This window comes from Janthinobacterium sp. Ant5-2-1, from assembly GCF_001445815.1.
Lineage (GTDB): Bacteria > Pseudomonadota > Gammaproteobacteria > Burkholderiales > Burkholderiaceae_D > Janthinobacterium > Janthinobacterium lividum_E.
Map to the genome: position 1 here is coordinate 1 of NZ_LNCE01000027.1, position 17639 is coordinate 17639.

The following is a 17639-nucleotide window of genomic DNA, read 5'->3' on the forward strand; positions in this document are numbered from 1 at the left end:
TTTGAACTATTTGCCCCATCCCGCCCTGCCCAACGAGGAATTGGCGGGCCACTTCACGGACCTGGCGCCGCCGCTCACGGCGCGCCAGGCCGCCATCGAAAGCGCCCGTTGCCTGTATTGCTACGATGCGCCGTGCAGCCGTATCTGCCCGTCCGAAATCGACGTGGCCAGCTTCATCCGCAATATCCACGACAAGAACATCAACGGCGCCGCCGCCGGCATCCTGAAACAGAACATCCTGGGGGGCAGTTGCGCCAGGGTCTGTCCGACGGAAATCCTGTGCGAAGACGTCTGCGTGCGCAACCACGACGCGGAAGGCCAGCCCGTCAAGATCGGTCTCTTGCAGCGCTACGCCGTCGACCACATGCATTTCGCCAGCCACCCGTTCCAGCGGGCAGCAAGCACGGGCAAGACGATTGCCATCGTCGGCGCAGGGCCGGCCGGTTTGTCGTGCGCGCACCGCCTGGCCATGCTGGGCCACGACGTGGTGATCTTCGAGAAGGAAGACAAGGCGGGCGGCCTCAATGAATACGGCATCGCCAAGTACAAGCTGACGGACGATTTTGCGCAAAAGGAAATCGACTTCCTGCTGGACATCGGCGGCATCGAGATCCGATGTCGCCAGGCGCTGGGCGAGAACCTGCAGCTGCGCGACTTGCACGCGCAGTATGACGCCGTGTTCCTGGGACTGGGCCTGGGCGCCAGCCGCAAGCTGGGCTTGACGGGCGAAGATGCACCAGGTCTCCTGGCCGCCGTCGATTATATTAGCGCGCTGCGCCAGGCGGACGACCTGGCCGCGCTGCCCGTGCCGAAACGGGCGGTTGTGATTGGCGCCGGCAATACGGCCATCGACATGGCCGTGCAGATCCAGCGCTTGGGCGCCGAGGAAGTCACCCTCGTCTACCGGCGCGGCTTCGACGCCATGACGGCTACCCACCATGAACAGGAGATCGCCAAGGCGAATCAGGTGCGCATGCTGACGTGGGCCCAGCCGCAGCAGGTACTGCTCGACGCTGCCGGCAAGGTGGCCGGCATGCGTTTCGAAAAAACCGCCATGCAGGGCACGCGCCTGGCGGGAACGGGCGAAACGTTCGACGTGGCGGCCGACGCCATCTTCAAGGCCATCGGCCAGAGCCTCGACACGGAAGTGCTGATTGACCCGATGGCGTCGCTGCTGAAACGCGAAGGCGACAAGATCGCCGTCGATAGTGGCTTTCGCACCGTGCTGCCGGGGATTTACGCGGGCGGCGATTGCGTGGCGCCGGGACAGGACTTGACGGTGCAAGCCGTCCAGCATGGCAAGCTGGCCGCTCTGGCCATCCATTCCGATTTGTTCAATAAAGTGGAGGCTGCATAATGGCTGATCTCAGCATCGAATTTTGCGGCATCAAGGCGCCGAATCCCTTCTGGCTGGCGTCCGCACCGCCGACCGACAAGGCTTACAACGTGGTGCGCGCCTTCGAGGCGGGGTGGGGCGGCGTCGTGTGGAAAACGCTCGGTGAAGATCCTGCCGCCGTCAACGTCTCGTCGCGTTATTCCGCCCTGTACGGCAAGAACCGCGAAGTGGTCGGCTTCAATAACATCGAGCTGATCACCGACCGCTCTTTGGCAATCAACCTGCGCGAAATCACGCAGGTGAAAAAGGACTGGCCTGACCGCGCCATGATCGTCTCGCTGATGCTGCCGTGCGAAGAACACTACTGGGCCGACATCCTGCCCAAGGTCGAGGCGACGGGTGCGGACGGCATCGAACTCAATTTCGGTTGCCCGCACGGCATGCCGGAGCGGGGCATGGGCGCGGCCGTGGGCCAGGTGCCCGAGTACGTGCAGATGGTCACCGCCTGGTGCAAAAAGCACAGCAAGCTGCCCGTCATCGTCAAGCTCACGCCCAACATCACGGACGTGCGCATGCCGGCGCGCGCGGCCAAGGCGGGCGGCGCGGATGCCGTCTCGCTGATCAACACCATCAACTCGATCACCTCGCTGGACCTGGACCGCATGGTGGCCTTGCCCATCGTCGGCGGCGCCAGCACGCACGGCGGCTATTGCGGCTCGGCCGTCAAACCGATCGCCCTGAACATGGTGGCGGAAATCGCCCGCGATCCGCAGACGCATGGCTTGCCCATTTCCGGCATCGGCGGCATCGGCAACTGGCGCGACGCGGCCGAATTCATCGCCCTGGGCGCCGGCTGCGTGCAGGTGTGCACGGCCGCCATGCTGCATGGTTTTCGCATCGTCGAAGAGATGAAGGATGGCCTGTCGCGCTGGATGGATGAAAAGGGTTATGAACGCATCAGCGACTTTTCCGGCAAGGCCGTGGCCAACACGACGGACTGGAAATACCTGGACATGAATTACCAGGTGATCGCGCAGATCAACCAGGACGACTGCATCAAATGCGGCAAGTGCTACGTGGCGTGCGAAGACACCTCGCACCAGTCGATTGCGCAACTGATCGACGCGGCCGGCACGCGCACCTATGAAGTGATCAAGGACGAATGCGTGGGTTGCAACCTGTGCGAAATCACCTGTCCGGTGCAGGGCTGCATCACGATGGTGCCGCAGACAACGGGCAAGCCATACATGAACTGGACGCAGGATCCACGCAACCCTCGGGCATTGGCGGAGACGGCATAGGGCACGGTTATTGCGTGCGTTTTATTTGTAAACAGCGGCCGGCCTTTGCGGTAAGCTAGATTGACTTAAAGGTCGCGCCGTTTCTATAAAACCGATCCCCTCCCAACCGATGGAGCATACCTGTGAACCACGACTACTCAGGCAACACGCAACTCTGGAATGAAGACCTGGCGCCCACCACGGCGGCGCAGCGCACGTGGCGGTGGTACCACTTTGCCGCGCTGTGGGTCGGCATGGTGATGTGCATTCCCGCCTACACCCTGTCGGCCAGCCTGATCGACAGCGGCATGTCCGGTTACCAGGCTGTGCTCACGGTATTTCTCGCCAACGCCATCGTGCTCCTGCCCATGCTGCTGATCGGCCATGCAGGCACCAAGTACGGCATCCCTTACGCGGTGCTGGCGCGCGCCTCGTTCGGCACCATGGGCGCGCGTCTGCCCGCCCTGATGCGCGCCATCGTTGCCTGCGGCTGGTACGGCATCCAGACCTGGTTCGGCGGGCAGATGATCTACACCCTGATGGGCGTGCTGGTGGGCCATGAACTGGGCGGCGAGAAGATCGCGGGCCTGGGCATCAACGGCAGCCAGCTGCTGTGCTTCCTTGCTTTTTGGGCCATCCAGTTCTATTACATCCTGCATGGCATGGAATCGATCCGCAAACTCGAAACCTATACGGCGCCGCTGAAAATCCTCATCTGCTTCGTGCTGCTGTACTGGGTGCACAGCAAGGCGGGCGGCGTGGCCAGCCTGCTGGACCAGCCATCGCAGTTTATCCCCGGCGGTAAAAAAGCGGGCCAGTTCTGGAGCGTCTTCTGGCCATCGTTGACGGCCATGGTGGGTTTCTGGGCCACCCTGGCATTGAATATCCCCGACTTCACGCGCTTTGCCAAGACGCAGCGCGACCAGGTGATCGGCCAGTCGATCGGCTTGCCGGTGCCCATGGGCCTCCTGGCCATGCTGGCCGTGATCGTCACGGCAGGTTCCGTCGTCATGTACGGCAAGGCCATCTGGGACCCCGTCGACTTGGCCAGCCGCATGACGGGCGCCGCCGTGCTGATCGCCCTGATCATTCTCTTGATCGATACGGTCAGCGTCAACCTGGCGGCCAACCTGGTGGGGCCGGCGTATGACTTTTCCTCGCTGGCGCCGAAGCAGATTTCGTACAAGATGGGCGGCTACATCACGGCCTTCATCGCCATCGTGATGATGCCGTGGAAGGTGCTCGAGTCGACGCAAGGCTATATCTTCACGTGGCTGATCGGCTACTCGGCCCTGTTGGGGCCCATCGCCGGCATCCTCATCGTCGACTATTATTTTGTGCGCAAGACGCAGCTGGACGTCAAACAGCTGTACCGCGACGACGGCGTCTACTCGTATGGCAATGGCTGGAACATGGCGGCCCTGATCGCCTTTGTCATCGCCGTGCTGCCGAACATCCCCGGCTTTTTGAACGCGGCCTTTCCCGCGGCGTTTCCCGGCGTGGGCGAAGGCTTTAAAACCATCTACACCTACGCCTGGTTCGTGGGCGTGGCCATCGCCGCCGTCGTGTACGGCGTCATGATGAAGGGCAAGGCCGTGGCGCACGTGCAGCAGGCGCCGCAGTCGTAATCACTCAAGGAGACAAGATGACTACACTGATACGTGGCGGTACCGTCGTCAACGCCGACCGCGCGTTTCGCGCCGATGTGCTGATCGAGGGCGCCATCATCGCCGCCGTCGGCGAGAATCTGGCCGTACCGGCAGGGGCTACCGTGATCGACGCGGGCGGCCTGTACGTGATGCCGGGCGGGATCGACACGCACACGCACATGAATCTGCCCTTCATGGGCACCGTGACGTCGGACGATTTTTTCACGGGCACGGCGGCGGGTCTGGCGGGCGGCACCACCACCATCATGGACTTCGTCATTCCGGCGCCGAAGCAATCCTTGCTCGAGGCGTATCACCAGTGGCGCGAGTGGTCGGCCAAGGCGGCTGGCGACTACACCTTCCACGTGGCGATCACCTGGTGGAGCGAGCAGGTACATGCAGAGATGGGAGTGCTGGTGCGCGAGCATGGCGTGAACAGCTTCAAGCATTTCATGGCCTATAAAAACGCCATCATGGCCGACGATGAAACCCTCGTGAAAAGCTTTACCCGTTCGCTGGAACTGGGTGCGCTGCCTACTGTGCATGCGGAAAACGGCGAGCTGGTTTTCCAGCTGCAGCAAGCCTTGCTCAAGAAGGGAATCACGGGACCGCAGGCCCATCCCCTGTCGCGCCCACCGGCCGTGGAAGCGGAAGCGGCCAACCGCGCCATCGCGATTGCCAACGTCTTGAATACCCCCGTGTACATCGTGCACGTCTCGTGCGCCGAGTCGCTCGACGCCATTACACGGGCGCGCGCCAACGGCCAGCGCGTGTATGGCGAAGCGCTGGCGGGCCATTTGGTGATCGACGACAGCGTCTATCAGAGCGACGATTTCGACTTCGTCGCGGGCCACGTCATGAGCCCGCCGTTTCGCGGCAAGCACCATCAATCGGCCCTGTGGCACGGCCTGCAAAGCGGCAACCTGCACACGACGGCCACCGACCACTGCACCTTCTGTGCCGAGCAGAAGGCGGCCGGCAAGGACGACTTTACGCGCATCCCGAACGGCTGCGGCGGCGTCGAGGAACGCATGGCCGTCGTGTGGGACGCTGGCGTCAATTCCGGCATGCTGACGCCGTCCGAATTCGTCAAGGTCAGTTCCACCAATGCGGCGCAGATCTTCAATATGTATCCGCGCAAGGGCCTCATCGCCGTCGGCAGCGACGCCGACATCGTGCTGTGGGACCCGCATGGCACGCGCACCATTTCCGCCGCCACGCAGTTTGCCAAGGGAGGCTTCAATGTCTTCGAAGGGCGCACCGTGCGCGGCATCCCCAGCACCACGATTGCCGCTGGCAAGGTGGTGTTCCACCAGGGCGAACTGATGGCCGTCGAAGGGGCCGGGCGCTATATCGAGCGGCCCGCCTTTTCCGCCACCACCGCATAAGGAGTTGACGATGGATGCATTGCGTATCAATGGCGAACGATTGTGGGCGGCCCTGATGGAGCTGGCGCAGATCGGCGCGACAGCGAAGGGTGGCGTCAAGCGCCTGGCCCTGACGGACCTGGACAAACAGGGACGCGACCTGGTGGTGGGTTGGGGCCGCGAAGCTGGCATGAGCATCACCATCGACCAGATCGGCAACGTCTTCATGCGCCGCGACGGCACGGACAATACCTTGCCACCCGTGATGACGGGCAGTCATATCGACACGCAGCCTACGGGCGGCAAGTTCGATGGCAATTATGGCGTGCTGGCGGGCCTGGAAGTGGTGCGCACCCTGAACGACTTGAAAATCAAGACGCAGGCGCCCATCGAAGTGGCCTTCTGGACCAACGAGGAAGGCTCGCGCTTCGTGCCCGTGATGATGGGTTCCGGCGTATTTTGCGGCGCCTTTTCGCTCGAAACGGCGTATGCAGCGAAAGACACGGAAGGCAAAACCGTGGGCGAGGAACTGGCGCGCATCGGATACAAGGGCGAGCAGGTGCCGGGCGACCATCCGATCGGCGCCTACTTTGAAACGCATATCGAACAGGGGCCCGTGCTGGAAGATGCCGATAAAGTCATCGGCGTCGTGCCAGCCGTGATGGGCTTGTCGTGGTACGACTGCGTGGTGACGGGCATGGAAGCGCATGCGGGTCCCACGCCCATGGGTTTGCGCAAGGATGCGCTGCAGGTGGCCACCACCATCATGCAGGAAGTGGTGGCGATCGCCAACCGCTACCCGCCGTATGGGCGCGGCACGGTGGGCATGGTGCAGGTGTTCCCGAACAGCCGCAACGTGATTCCCGGCGAAGTCAAATTCAGCATCGACCTGCGCAACGTGAACGACGAACTGCTCAACACCATGCATGGCGAAATCACGGCCTTCATCGACGCCATGCGTGACAGGACGGGACTGGGCATTTCACTGGAACGGGTGTCCTACTACCCGCCATGCCCGTTCCACCCCGACTGCGTGGGCGCCGTGCGCAACGCCACGGAAAAACTCGGCTACTCGGTGATGGACGTGGTCTCCGGCGCCGGCCACGACGCCATCTACGCGGCCCGGCTGGCGCCGGCCGGCATGATCTTCGTGCCGTGCAAGGACGGCATCAGCCACAATGAAATCGAAGACGCCAAGCCCGAGCACCTGGAAGCGGGCTGTAACGTGCTGCTGCACGCGATGCTGGAGCGGGCCGTGGCGGTATAGCCTTAGGGCTTGGGCTGGAAGTTGCGCAAAAACGCCAGCAGCGCGCGCGCCGCGATGTCGGCGTCGTCGGCCGTCATGGTTTCCAGCGGGTTGTGGCTGATGCCGCCATTGCCGCAGCGGGTAAACAGCATGCCCACGTCGGTGATGGCGGCCATGGCCATGGCGTCGTGGCCGGCGCCCGACAGCAATGCGTATGGTTCGATGCCCACCGATTCCACGGCCTGCGCCAGTTGTGCCATCAGCCATGGCGCGCACGGCGCCGCACGCGCCGACAGCAGCAGTTCCAGCTGGTAGTCGATCTGGCGCCGCGCGCAGATGGCGGCGATGCCATCGAGGATATCGTCGACAGCCGCCTGGCGCACGGCGTCAACGGCCGCGCGGATATCGAGCGACAGGGTGCAGGCGCCGGCGATCACGTTGACGGAGCCGTTGGGCACGTGCAGCTGGCCCACGGTGCCCACCAGCGCCTCGCCCTGGTTGCAGCGCTGTTCCACCAGCAGGATGATTTCGGCGGCCGCGCTGGCTGCGTCCTTGCGCATGCTCATGGGCGTGGTGCCCGCGTGGCTGGCCACGCCGCCAAGATTGACCAGGTAGCGCGAGCTGCCGGCAATCGCCGTGACGATCCCCAGCGGCAGGTCGCGTTCGAGCAGCACGGGTCCCTGCTCGATATGCACTTCCACATAGCCGAGCAAGTCGGCGGGATCGCGCGCGATGGCGCCGATGGCGCCCGCATCGTGGCCGGCGGCGGCCAACGCGTCGCGCATGCTTACGCCGTCCGCGTCAAGCTGTTCCAGCAGCGACACGTCGAACTTGCCCGTGACGGCCGTGCTGCCCAAAAATGTGCTCTTGAAGCGCACGCCTTCTTCCTCGGCGAAGCCGACGACCTCGAAATGGAAGGGCAGCTTTTCGCCCCGTTCGTGCAGGTGGCGCACGACGCCGATCGGCAGCACGATGCCCAGCCGGCCGTCGTACTTGCCGCCGTTGCGCACCGTGTCGTAATGCGATCCCGTCATCAGGGTCTTTGCGCCAGGCGCGTCAGACAGATAGCGGCCGACGACATTGCCGACGGCGTCGATGTGCACCTGCATGCCGGCGTCCCGCATCCAGTCGGCCAGCTGCGCGGCCGTTCTCCGGTGCGCCGGCGTCAGGTAGGCGCAGGTCAGGTTGTAATCGCTGTCGCTCCAGCCGGCCAGGGTTTCCGCCTGCTGCATGATGGCCGGGCCGAAGTCCAGGCGCACGTCGAACAAGTCGTTCAGGCGCAGCTCGGCGATGCGCTTGATCTGCCGCAGCGATTCGGCCAGTTCATCGGCGTGGCGGTTTTTCAGGCGGCGCGCAAACGTGGCGATGATGTCCTGGCGCGTCAAGCCTTCGCCCGTCGGGCCCTTGACGGCCAGGATGAAGGGAAAGCTGAACTTCGCGTTGTAATCGCTATTGAGGTGCTGCAGGGTGGAAAATTCCTCGGCGCTGCACAGGTTCAGGCCGGACTTGGCCTGTTCGCGCGTCGATTCCGCCGTCAGCTGCCCGGCGATGGCGGCCTTGCCGGCCAGCTCCGGGTGGGCGCGGATAAGCCCCAGCTGCTCTTCGGGCGAGGCTTGCGCCAGCACGCGCTGCAGTTCCGTCTTGAGCGCCGTCAGGCTGGCAAACGGCCGGGCGGCGGCCGCGCGCTGGGCGATCCAGGGCGAATGTTCGTAGATGCCGTGCAGCCGTGCGATAAAGTCTGCCGGGCTGCCGGCGTTCAGGTCTGAAAGGGTGGTCATGGTTTTCCGATCATGCAAGCGGTGATGATAGCGCCCCGTTCTGCGTCCATTATATGCGCGCGCTGATAGCGGCTATCGCTGCACCAGCGCCTTGGCGGCCGCGCTGACCTGGTCGCGCAGCCATTTGTGCTCGGGCGCCTGGTGCACGCGCTGGTGCCACAGCTGGTAAAAGCGCATGGGCGGGAATTTCAAGGGCACGGTATACGTTTTCAGCGGCAGGGTCTTTTCATAGAAGCGCATGAATTGCCGGCCCGTGGTGAGCACCAGGTCCGTCTGCGTCAGCATGTAGGGAATCAGGCCAAAATACGCCGATTCCACCACCACGTTGCGCTGCAGGTTTTGCCGTTCGAGGAAGGAGTCGATCACGCCGTGATAGCCGGGCATCATCTGCGACGGCGCCACGTGGGGCAGGCTCAGATAATCGTCGAGGGTCATCGCGTCGCTGGCCGTGCGCCGCGCATAGGCGTTTTCCGCATGCATGGCGCAGATGATGGGGTCTTCGAACAGCTTCGAGATATGCAGGTGCGCAGGCGGCTCGTCCCAGTTGGCGATCACCAGGTCCAGGCCACCATCGGACAGTTGGCGGATATGGTCGATGCCCGGCCCCAGGCTATGCAGCACGACGCGGCTTTTCGGCGAGCCGCGGCGCAGCAGGGCCACGACGTTCGGCAGGAACTGGCTGTCCAGGTAGTCGGGTGCGGCGATATGGAAGGTGCGCGCCTCTTCCTGCGCCACGAACGGCGTCTTCTTGACGAACAGGCTTTCCGTCTGGTCGAGGATGCGCTTGGCCGGATTGAGCAGGCTTTCGCCATGCTGGGTGGGCACCATGCCGCGCGCGCCGCGCACGAGCAGCGGGTCGCCCGTCAATTCTCTAAGCTTGCGCAGGGAGGCGGAAATCGAGGGTTGCGGCTGATTGAGCTTCAATGCCACGCGCGAGACGTTCTTTTCCACCAGCAGCAGGTAAAGGATGCGGATCAGGTGCAGGTCGAGGTGTTGCGGCAGGCTGGACATGTGGCGGCGCCTCTGTTGTATATCGATTTGAATATGTCAAATATACGATATTTTTCATGTGATGGGCGGTAAATCCGTTTATCTTGTGTAGATTGGCACGAATATTGGTTCGGTCTGACTAGAGGAAATTTATGGAAGTATTTGCCTACCTGATCCCGTACGGCCTTGAGTGGCTGAACCTGATCGTCCGCTGGCTGCACGTTATCACGGGCATCGCCTGGATCGGTGCTTCCTTTTATTTCGTCTGGCTCGACAACTCGATCCGCCCGCCCGCGCCCGGTTCCGAGCTGGCGAAGAAGGGCGTATCGGGAGAATTGTGGGCCGTGCATGGCGGCGGTTTCTACAACCCGCAAAAATACTTGGTGGCGCCCGCCGAACTGCCGAAGGAGCTGCACTGGTTCAAGTGGGAAGCGTATTCGACGTGGCTGTCCGGTTTTGCGCTGCTGACGATTGCCTACTATTTCAATGCCCAGGCCATGATGATCGACAGGGCCGTGGCCGATATCAGCAGCGGCCAAGCTGTCGGCATCGGCATCGCCACCCTCGTCATCGGCTGGACCGTGTACGACCTGCTGTGCCGCTCGAAGCTGGCGGAATATGAACTGTGGTTTGGCGTGACGGTGTTCGCGCTGATCGTCGGTGCCGCGTACGTGCTCACGCATTTGCTCAGCGGGCGTGCCGCCTACATCCACGTGGGCGCCATGATCGGCACCATCATGGTGGCCAATGTGCTGATGCTGATCATTCCCGGCCAGCGCAAGATGGTCGAGGCCATGGCGGCCGGCAAGCTGCCCGATCCCAAGCACGGCTTGAAAGCCAAGCAGCGCAGCGTGCATAACAATTATTTCACGTTGCCGGTGCTGTTCATCATGATCAGCAACCATTACGCGATGACTTACCGGAACGACCACGCGTGGTTGGTGCTGGCGCTGATCATGGCGGCCGGCGTCTTTATTCGCCACTTCTTCAACCTGCGCCACAAGGGACGTGTCGAGTGGCGTTATCCTGCTCTCGGCGTGGCTTTGCTGCTGGCCGTTGCCGTGGCCATCGCACCGAAGGCGCCGGCGCCGGTAGCGACCGTGGCTGCGGTGGACCCGGCCGCGCAGTTCAAGGCCGTGCATGCCATCATCGCCCAGCGCTGCGCCACCTGCCATTCGGCCCAGCCCACGCAACCGGGTTTCGCCACGGCGCCAGCCGGCATGATGCTGGATAATGAAACGCAAATCCGCCAGCACGCGGCGCAAATCTACAAGCAGGCCATCGAGCTGAAAGCCATGCCGATCGGGAACCTGACCAATATGACGGAGGCCGAGCGCAGCGAGCTTGGCGCCTGGCTGCAACAGACCATGCAAGGAGCAAAATGACTACGCACGCAGAAAAAATCACGGCCTGGATCGACGACCACTTCGACGAGGAGATCGCATTTTTACAGAAGGTGGTGCAGCAGCCGACGGATACGCCGCCCGGCAATAACGCGCCCCATGCGGACCTGGTGGCGCAGCTGCTGCAGGCGTATGGCTGGAATGCGGAAAAGCACGCCGTCCCAAAGGACCAAGTGGAAGCCTACGGCATGCAGAGCATCACCAACCTGATCGTGCGCCGGCCTTATGGTGCGGGCGGGCCGACAGTGGCCCTGAACGCGCATGGCGACGTGGTGCCGCCCGGCGACAACTGGACGTATCCGCCGTACGGCGGCCAGATCGACGGCGGCTATATGTATGGCCGCGCGACGGCCGTCTCGAAAGGCGACTTCGCCACCTATGTGTTTGCCGCGCGCGCCCTGGAAGCGCTGGGCATTCCCTTGAAGGGCCAGCTGGAACTGCACTTCACGTACGACGAGGAATTCGGTGGTTTGCTGGGGCCGGGCTGGCTGCTGGAACAGCAACTGACGAAGCCCGATTTCGTCATCGCCGCCGGTTTCAGCTACGGCATCGTCACGGCGCACAATGCCTGCTTGCAGCTGGAAATCACCGTGCATGGCAAGTCGGGCCACGGCTCAATGCCTGAGACAGGCCATGACGCGCTGCAGGCGGCCAACAAGATTCTCAATGCGATCTACGGCCAGCTGCCGGAGCTGAAAAAGATCAAGTCCAAAGTGGCCGGCATCGGCTCGCCCACCATGCTGGTGGGCCGCATCGATGGCGGCACGAATACCAATGTGGTGCCGGGCAAGGTGGTCATGAAGATGGACCGCCGCATGATTCCGGAAGAAGACCCGGTGGCGGTGGAGGCGCAGGTGCGCGCGTTGATCGAGGATGCCGTGCGGGGCGAGCCTGGCATCCGCATCGAAATCCGCCGCCTGCTGCTGTCGCACGCGCTGCGGCCCTTGTCCGGTTCCGAACAGCTGGTCGGCAGCCTGCAAAAGAATGCACAAGCGATTCTGGGCGAGAGCATTCCCGCCGTCGGCACGCCCCTGTATGCGGATGCGCGCCTGTATGGCGAGCGGGGCATCCCGGCCGTGCTGTATGGCGCCGGCCCGCGCACGGTGCCCGAATCGAACGCGAAGAAGGCCGACGAGCGCCTGGCGCTCGATGATTTGCGCAAGGCGAGCAAGATCGTCGCCTTGACCCTGCTCGACTTCCTGGGCGAGAAATAGGGCGGGTGCTTTGGCTTACAATGGGGCGGACACTCAACCTGTGAAGAAGAGCCCCCATTGAATACCCGTTTTCTCGAAGCGTTTGTCTGGGCTGCGCGACTGGGCAGCTTTCGCACGGCGGCCGACAAGCTGCACATCACGCAGGCGGCCATTTCGAACCGCATCGCCTCGCTGGAGCAGGATTTCGGCACGCGTCTGTTCGACCGCGACGCGCGTGAAATCCGCCTGACCTTCGCCGGGCGCAACCTGCTCGTGTACGCCGAACGCATGCTGGAACTGTGCCGCGACATGTATGCGGCCAATTCCTCGCCCGCGCTGATCACGGGCGAAGTGCGTATCGGCGTCATCGAAACCATCGTGCATACGTGGCTGATCCCGTTCCTGCAGCGCGTGCAGGAGCGTTATCCTGGCATCGAGATTCAGCTGACGTCGGAATCGACGCGCCGCCTGCACGAACAGCTGCAGCAGGGCGAACTCGATATCGCGCTGCAGACGGACATGCTGACGGGCGACCATATCCGCAGCACGGGCAGCGGTGCCATCGCCATGGGCTGGGCCGGCAGGGCCGCCGACTGGCCCGATACGGGCGTGCCGTTCACGGTGGCGCAACTGGCGCAGCATCCGATCATCACCATGAACCGCGGTTCGCAGCCTCATTCGGCCTTGAAGGCGCTGTGTCAGGACGAGGGCGTGCAACTGGGAAGAGTCCATTGCGTCAGCTCGATTTCCGCCATCGTGCGCCTGGTCAAAGCGGGCTTCGGCATCGCCGTGCTGCCGCTGGCGCCCCTGCGCGAGGAAATCGAGCAGGGCCACATCGCCCTGATCCCCTGCACCAGCAGCCTCGCGCCGCAGCGCATCGTCATCAGCTACAGCGAAGACATCACCACGGAAGCGATCCAGTTGGTGGCCATGCTGGCGTGCGAAGAGGCGGCACGGTTTAGCGTGGGGCTTGCGGACGAGTACGGAGCTTGACGCGGTGGCGTAGGTCGGATTAGCGCCCCGGCGCGTAATCCGACAACATTGTTGGCCTCATCTCCACCCACAAGAAAAACTTATCAGTCTCGTTCAGAATAACCCGTTTGCCAAGTGATGGCGTGCCACCTATTCTGGGTTGGCACACCACCCATAACGCAGAACGGAACCATCATGACGACGTCCCCCACCTTGCCAGGCATCCTGTTTGTCTGGACCAGCGCCGACCCCGAACACGAACGCGATTTCAACCGCTGGTACGATCGCGAACACGTGGAAGAGCGCGTGCGCATTCCCGGCTTCGTCAGCGGCACGCGCTACCAGAGTGTGCGCGGCCCCCGCAAATACCTGGGCCTGTACCGCACCGTGTCGCTGGGCGCCTTCCAGACGCCCGACTACTTCAAGGCCTTCGGCCAGCAGACGCCATGGTCGCTGACGAACTTGCAACGCATGGTCGACCCCATGCGCAGGGTTTGCGCCATCGAGGCGGAAACGGGCATGGGCACGGGCGCCTGGCTGGCCGTGCTGCGCCTGGGCGCGTCCGCCATCGGTCAGGATGCGCAAGCCGTGGACTCCATGGCCACACTGGGAACGAAGCTGCTGCAGATCGACGGCGTCATTGCCACGCGCCTGCTGACACCGGACGCGAATCTGTCCGGCCCCCTGCCGGCGGAACGGACGGAGGGCCGCGTGCTCGACCCGATTTTCCTGATCGATGCGTCCTCCGAAAGCGCCGCCATGGCGGCCGCCAATGCCGCCAGCGCGGCGCTGGAACTGGATGCGGAACAGGCAGCCATCCTGCAACTGTCCTGGCAACTGCGCGAGGCGGACCTGCGCGCTGCCTGACACGGCCGCGCGCATCTTGCCGGCACCGATAACACGAGACACGGGCCACGGCGCAGGGCAAAGCATCCTGCGCCGGGCTTGCAATAAAACTGACGAGAGAGGTAGGCTATGACCACATATACGAACGCTGCGCATCCTGCGGCTCAGGCACCGGACGGGAAGGCCACGACGGCCAAGACGGGCCGCCTGGCCACGGCCAGCATGGTCGGCACGACCCTGGAATGGTATGACTTCACCGTCTACAACACCATGGCCGCGCTGATCTTCAACCACCTGTTCTTTCCCTCGTTCGACCCGCTGACGGGCACCATCCTGGCCTTTTCCACGTATGCGGTCGGCTATATCTCGCGCCCGATCGGCGGCGTGATCTTCGGCCACCTGGGCGACAAGCTGGGACGGCGCTGGGTGCTGGTGGTGACCCTGATGCTGATGGGCGTGACGACGGGCCTGATGGGTCTCTTGCCGACGTATGCGACGGCCGGCATCTGGAGCCCCATCCTGCTGGTGGCGCTGCGTTTCGTGCAGGGCATCGCCTTGGGCGGCGAATGGGCGGGCGCCGTGCTGATCTCCGTCGAACACGGGGCGCCGGACAAGCGGGGCCGCAACGCGTCGTGGACGCAGGTGGGACCGTCGTTCGGCACCTTGCTGGCGACTGGCTGCATCGGCCTGATCACGTACCTGCTGCCGCATGAAGCGTTCATGGACTGGGGCTGGCGCATGCCGTTCATCGCCAGCCTGCTGCTGGTGGCGTTCGGCATGTGGATACGCAGCGGCATCGAGGAAACCCCGCTGTTCAAGGAACTCGACCAGCAGGACGCGAAGGCGGAAGCGCCGATCGGCGACGTGCTGCGCCTCTACTGGCGCCGTCTGCTGATCGCCGGCGGCGTGCGCATCGGCTCGGACGTGCTGTATGCGCTGGTGGTGGTGTTCACCCTGACGTACGTGACGACGGTGCTGCACCTGTCGTCGACCCTGGCGCTCACCGCCATCATGATCGGCACGGCCTGCAATGCGCTGTCGGTGCCCGTGTTTGGCGCGCTGTCGGACAAGATCGGCCGCCGTCCCGTGTATGCGCTGGGCGCCATCCTGGGCCTCGTGTGGGCGTTTGCCTTCTTCACCTTGTTAGACACGGCCAGCCCGGCCGCCATCGTCACGGCCGTCGTCGTGGGCCTAGTCATCCACGCCATCATGTACGGCCCGCAGGCGGCCTTCGTCATCGAGCAATTTCCCACCAAGGTGCGCTATGCGGGTTCCTCGCTGGCCTACACCCTGGCCGGCGTCATCGGCGGCGGCTTCGCCCCGCTCGTCATCGCCAGCCTGTACCGCTCGTACAACAGCACCATGGCCGTCTCGCTATACGTGGCGGCGGCCTTGCTGATCACCGGCGCCGCGGTTTTTGCGGCACGCGAAACGGGCCGCGGCCCTCTTGAGGAATAACATCATGACGACATTGCATTTTCAACTGGCAGGCCACGGCCCCGTCACCTTCGACATCGATCACCTGATCATCGCCGGCTGGACGGGCCGCGACATGGCGATGGTGGAGCACCATATCGCCGAACTGGAAGCCATCGGCGTGGCGCGCCCGAAAAGCGTGCCGACGTTTTATCGCGTCTCGGCATCGCTGCTCTCCAGCGACGGGGCCATCGAAGTGCCGGGCGGCGATTCGTCGGGCGAGGCGGAATTCGTGCTGTTTTCCACGGAATACGGCCTGCTGGTGGGCATCGGTTCGGACCACACGGACCGCAAGGTGGAAAGCTATGGCGTGACGGTGTCGAAGCAGATGTGCGGCAAGCCCGTGGGCGATACCTTGTGGCGCCATGCGGACGTGGCCGACCACTGGGACCAGCTGCAGATGCGTTCCTGGCGCGAGCGCGCCGGCGTGCCGGCCCTGTACCAGGATGGCCCCGTGACGCGCATGCTGTCGCCGGAAGACCTGATTCAGCGCTACACGGGGCAAACGACCCTGCCCGTGGGTAGCGCCATGTTCTGCGGCACGCAACCGATCATCGGCGAGATGGGCCATGGCGACGCCTTCGCGCTGGAACTGTATGATCCAGCCTTGCAGCGCCGCCTGCAGCACCGCTATGCCGTGCAAACCCTGCCCGTGGAAGGATAGAACAATGACCAAGACCATCCGTGAACTGGCGGCCGACCTGGCCGCCGGCCGCACCACCAGCGTGGCACTGACACAGCAGATGCTGGCGCGTGCCGAAGCGCACCGGGCGCAGGGCGGCCATGCCTATGTCAGCCTCGATGGCGAACAGGCGCTGATGGAGGCGCGGGCCAGCGATGCGGCGCGCGCCGCCGGCATCGTTGCCTCGCCCCTGGCCGGCGTGCCCATCTCGATCAAGGACCTGTTCGACGTCAAAGGGCAAACCAGCAGCGCCGCCTCGCTGGCGCTGGCCGATGCCCCGCCCGCCGCGGCCGATGCGGGCGCCGTGGCGCGCCTGCGCGCGGCCGGCGCCGTCCTGCTGGGCCGCACCAACATGAGCGAATTCGCGTTTTCCGGCCTGGGCTTGAATCCCCATCACGGCACGCCGCGCAATCCGCTGGACCGCGCGCGCGTGGCGGGCGGTTCCACCTCGGGCGGCGCCGTGACGGTGGCGCTGGACATGGCGGCCGGCGCGCTGGGCACGGACACGGGTGGTTCGATCCGCATCCCGTCCGCCTTTTGCGGCCTGACGGGCTTCAAGCCAACGGCCGCGTCCGTGTCGCTGGCCGGCACCGTGCCCTTGTCCCGCTCCCTCGATTCGGCCGGCCCCATCGCCCACAGCGTCGACTGCTGCGCCATTCTGTACGCGGCGCTGTCGGGCCATGACATCGGCGCGCAGGCGCCAGCATTGAAAGGCTTGCGCTTCGGTTTTACCCTTGATTACGTCGGTACGCACGTGGAGCCGCAGGTGCAGCAGGCTTTCGATGCGGCGCTGGACCAGCTGCGGCAAGCGGGCGCGCAAGTGGAACAGTTCGATTTCCCCGAATTGCTGGAGCTGCCGGGTATCAATGGCGGTGGCGGCCTGGTGGCGGCGGAAGCCTGGCACTGGCACAGGGCGCTGCTGGAAGAGAAGGGCGCGCAGTACGACCAGCGCGTGGCGGCGCGCATCCGCCGCGGCCAGCAGCAGGGCGCGTTTGACTACATCGACTTGCTCGATGCGCGTGCGCGCCTGATCGCCATCGCGAAGCAGCGTCTGGCGCCATTCGACGCCTGGCTGATGCCCAGCGTGGCCATACTCGCGCCGGAAGTCGCGCCGCTGGAAGCGGATGACGCCACCTTCTTTGCCACGAATGGTCTCGTGCTGCGCAACGCCAGCGTGATCAACTTCCTCGACGGCTGCGCGCTGTCCTTGCCATGCCATGCCGAGGGCGAGCTGCCCGTGGGGCTGGGCATTTGCGGCCTGGCCGGCGCCGACGATACAGTGTTGCAAATCGGCCGCGCCGTGGAGGCGCTGCTACGGGGGCGTGCAAAAGAATAATGCCGTAGTGCAGGAAAATGCCAACTCTGTCATGATGGCTGGCATTAACATGGGAAAGTCGCGCTTCGGGCGCCGGCAAACTTCA

14 protein-coding genes are annotated in these 17639 nt (G+C 64.1%); 12 read left to right on the plus strand and 2 right to left on the minus strand.

Going from position 1 to position 17639, the window contains the following annotated elements:
- Position 1 precedes the first annotated feature (1 nt).
- The 5 genes from ASN89_RS09830 (at position 2) to ASN89_RS09850 (ending at position 6899) form a co-directional block, all read left to right on the plus strand.
- Positions 2-1357, plus strand: coding sequence for an NAD(P)-dependent oxidoreductase (locus tag ASN89_RS09830; RefSeq protein ID WP_058049144.1), 1356 nt, complete (start codon positions 2-4; stop codon positions 1355-1357).
- Positions 1357-2637 carry an NAD-dependent dihydropyrimidine dehydrogenase subunit PreA gene (gene preA, locus ASN89_RS09835; protein ID WP_058049145.1) on the plus strand — a complete coding sequence of 427 codons (1281 nt, stop codon included), beginning with the start codon at positions 1357-1359 and terminating at the stop codon, positions 2635-2637. Before ASN89_RS09830 ends, preA begins: the two co-directional genes overlap by 1 nt.
- A 122-nt stretch (positions 2638-2759) precedes the next feature.
- Entirely contained in the window at positions 2760-4244 is a 1485-nt protein-coding gene (locus ASN89_RS09840) for an NCS1 family nucleobase:cation symporter-1 (protein ID WP_046685469.1), read from the plus strand.
- A 17-nt stretch (positions 4245-4261) separates the two neighbouring features.
- Positions 4262-5653: a dihydropyrimidinase gene (gene hydA, locus ASN89_RS09845; RefSeq protein WP_058049146.1), complete on the plus strand. Its 1392-nt coding sequence runs from the start codon at positions 4262-4264 to the stop codon at positions 5651-5653.
- Between the two features lie 10 nt (positions 5654-5663).
- Positions 5664-6899: a Zn-dependent hydrolase gene (locus ASN89_RS09850; protein ID WP_058049147.1), complete on the plus strand. Its 1236-nt coding sequence runs from the start codon at positions 5664-5666 to the stop codon at positions 6897-6899.
- A 2-nt stretch (positions 6900-6901) separates the two neighbouring features.
- Here the strand turns inward: ASN89_RS09850 and ASN89_RS09855 are convergent, their stop codons facing one another.
- Both ASN89_RS09855 and ASN89_RS09860 read right to left on the minus strand, forming a co-directional pair.
- A complete protein-coding gene (locus ASN89_RS09855) occupies positions 6902-8656 on the minus strand; it encodes an allantoate amidohydrolase (RefSeq protein ID WP_058049148.1) in 1755 nt (584 codons plus the stop codon).
- A gap of 72 nt (positions 8657-8728) precedes the next feature.
- Entirely contained in the window at positions 8729-9667 is a 939-nt protein-coding gene (locus tag ASN89_RS09860; protein WP_034754583.1) for a LysR family transcriptional regulator, read from the minus strand.
- 131 nt (positions 9668-9798) lie between these two features.
- On the opposite strand from ASN89_RS09860, the gene ASN89_RS09865 reads away from it, so the two are divergent.
- The 7 genes from ASN89_RS09865 to ASN89_RS09895 all read left to right on the plus strand — a co-directional run bounded on the left by ASN89_RS09865 (position 9799) and on the right by ASN89_RS09895 (position 17554).
- Positions 9799-11031 (plus strand): urate hydroxylase PuuD, encoded by a 1233-nt coding sequence (locus ASN89_RS09865; RefSeq protein ID WP_058049149.1) that lies wholly within the window; start codon positions 9799-9801, stop codon positions 11029-11031.
- Positions 11028-12263, plus strand: coding sequence for a M20/M25/M40 family metallo-hydrolase (locus tag ASN89_RS09870; protein WP_058049150.1), 1236 nt, complete (start codon positions 11028-11030; stop codon positions 12261-12263). Before ASN89_RS09865 ends, ASN89_RS09870 begins: the two co-directional genes overlap by 4 nt.
- Positions 12264-12320: 57 nt before the next feature.
- Positions 12321-13235 (plus strand): LysR family transcriptional regulator, encoded by a 915-nt coding sequence (locus ASN89_RS09875; RefSeq protein ID WP_058049151.1) that lies wholly within the window; start codon positions 12321-12323, stop codon positions 13233-13235.
- A 174-nt stretch (positions 13236-13409) separates the two neighbouring features.
- Positions 13410-14081 (plus strand): DUF4286 family protein, encoded by a 672-nt coding sequence (locus ASN89_RS09880; RefSeq protein WP_058049152.1) that lies wholly within the window; start codon positions 13410-13412, stop codon positions 14079-14081.
- A gap of 108 nt (positions 14082-14189) precedes the next feature.
- Entirely contained in the window at positions 14190-15518 is a 1329-nt protein-coding gene (locus tag ASN89_RS09885) for an MFS transporter (protein ID WP_058049153.1), read from the plus strand.
- Positions 15519-15522: 4 nt separating this feature from the next.
- Positions 15523-16200 (plus strand): DUF2848 domain-containing protein, encoded by a 678-nt coding sequence (locus ASN89_RS09890; protein WP_058049154.1) that lies wholly within the window; start codon positions 15523-15525, stop codon positions 16198-16200.
- Positions 16201-16204: 4 nt separating this feature from the next.
- Positions 16205-17554, plus strand: a complete 1350-nt coding sequence (locus ASN89_RS09895; RefSeq protein ID WP_058049155.1) for an amidase — start codon at positions 16205-16207, stop codon at positions 17552-17554.
- Positions 17555-17639: the final 85 nt, after the last annotated feature.

Coding starts and splice junctions, on each gene's coding strand:
- ASN89_RS09870 (WP_058049150.1), top strand. CDS start 11,028: ATGACTACGCACGCAGAAAAAATCACGGCCTGGATCGACGACCACTTC.
- preA (WP_058049145.1), top strand. CDS start 1,357: ATGGCTGATCTCAGCATCGAATTTTGCGGCATCAAGGCGCCGAATCCC.
- ASN89_RS09880 (WP_058049152.1), top strand. CDS start 13,410: ATGACGACGTCCCCCACCTTGCCAGGCATCCTGTTTGTCTGGACCAGC.
- ASN89_RS09865 (WP_058049149.1), top strand. CDS start 9,799: ATGGAAGTATTTGCCTACCTGATCCCGTACGGCCTTGAGTGGCTGAAC.
- ASN89_RS09885 (WP_058049153.1), top strand. CDS start 14,190: ATGACCACATATACGAACGCTGCGCATCCTGCGGCTCAGGCACCGGAC.
- ASN89_RS09855 (WP_058049148.1), bottom strand. CDS start 8,656: ATGACCACCCTTTCAGACCTGAACGCCGGCAGCCCGGCAGACTTTATC.
- ASN89_RS09895 (WP_058049155.1), top strand. CDS start 16,205: ATGACCAAGACCATCCGTGAACTGGCGGCCGACCTGGCCGCCGGCCGC.
- ASN89_RS09850 (WP_058049147.1), top strand. CDS start 5,664: ATGGATGCATTGCGTATCAATGGCGAACGATTGTGGGCGGCCCTGATG.
- ASN89_RS09860 (WP_034754583.1), bottom strand. CDS start 9,667: ATGTCCAGCCTGCCGCAACACCTCGACCTGCACCTGATCCGCATCCTT.
- ASN89_RS09890 (WP_058049154.1), top strand. CDS start 15,523: ATGACGACATTGCATTTTCAACTGGCAGGCCACGGCCCCGTCACCTTC.
- hydA (WP_058049146.1), top strand. CDS start 4,262: ATGACTACACTGATACGTGGCGGTACCGTCGTCAACGCCGACCGCGCG.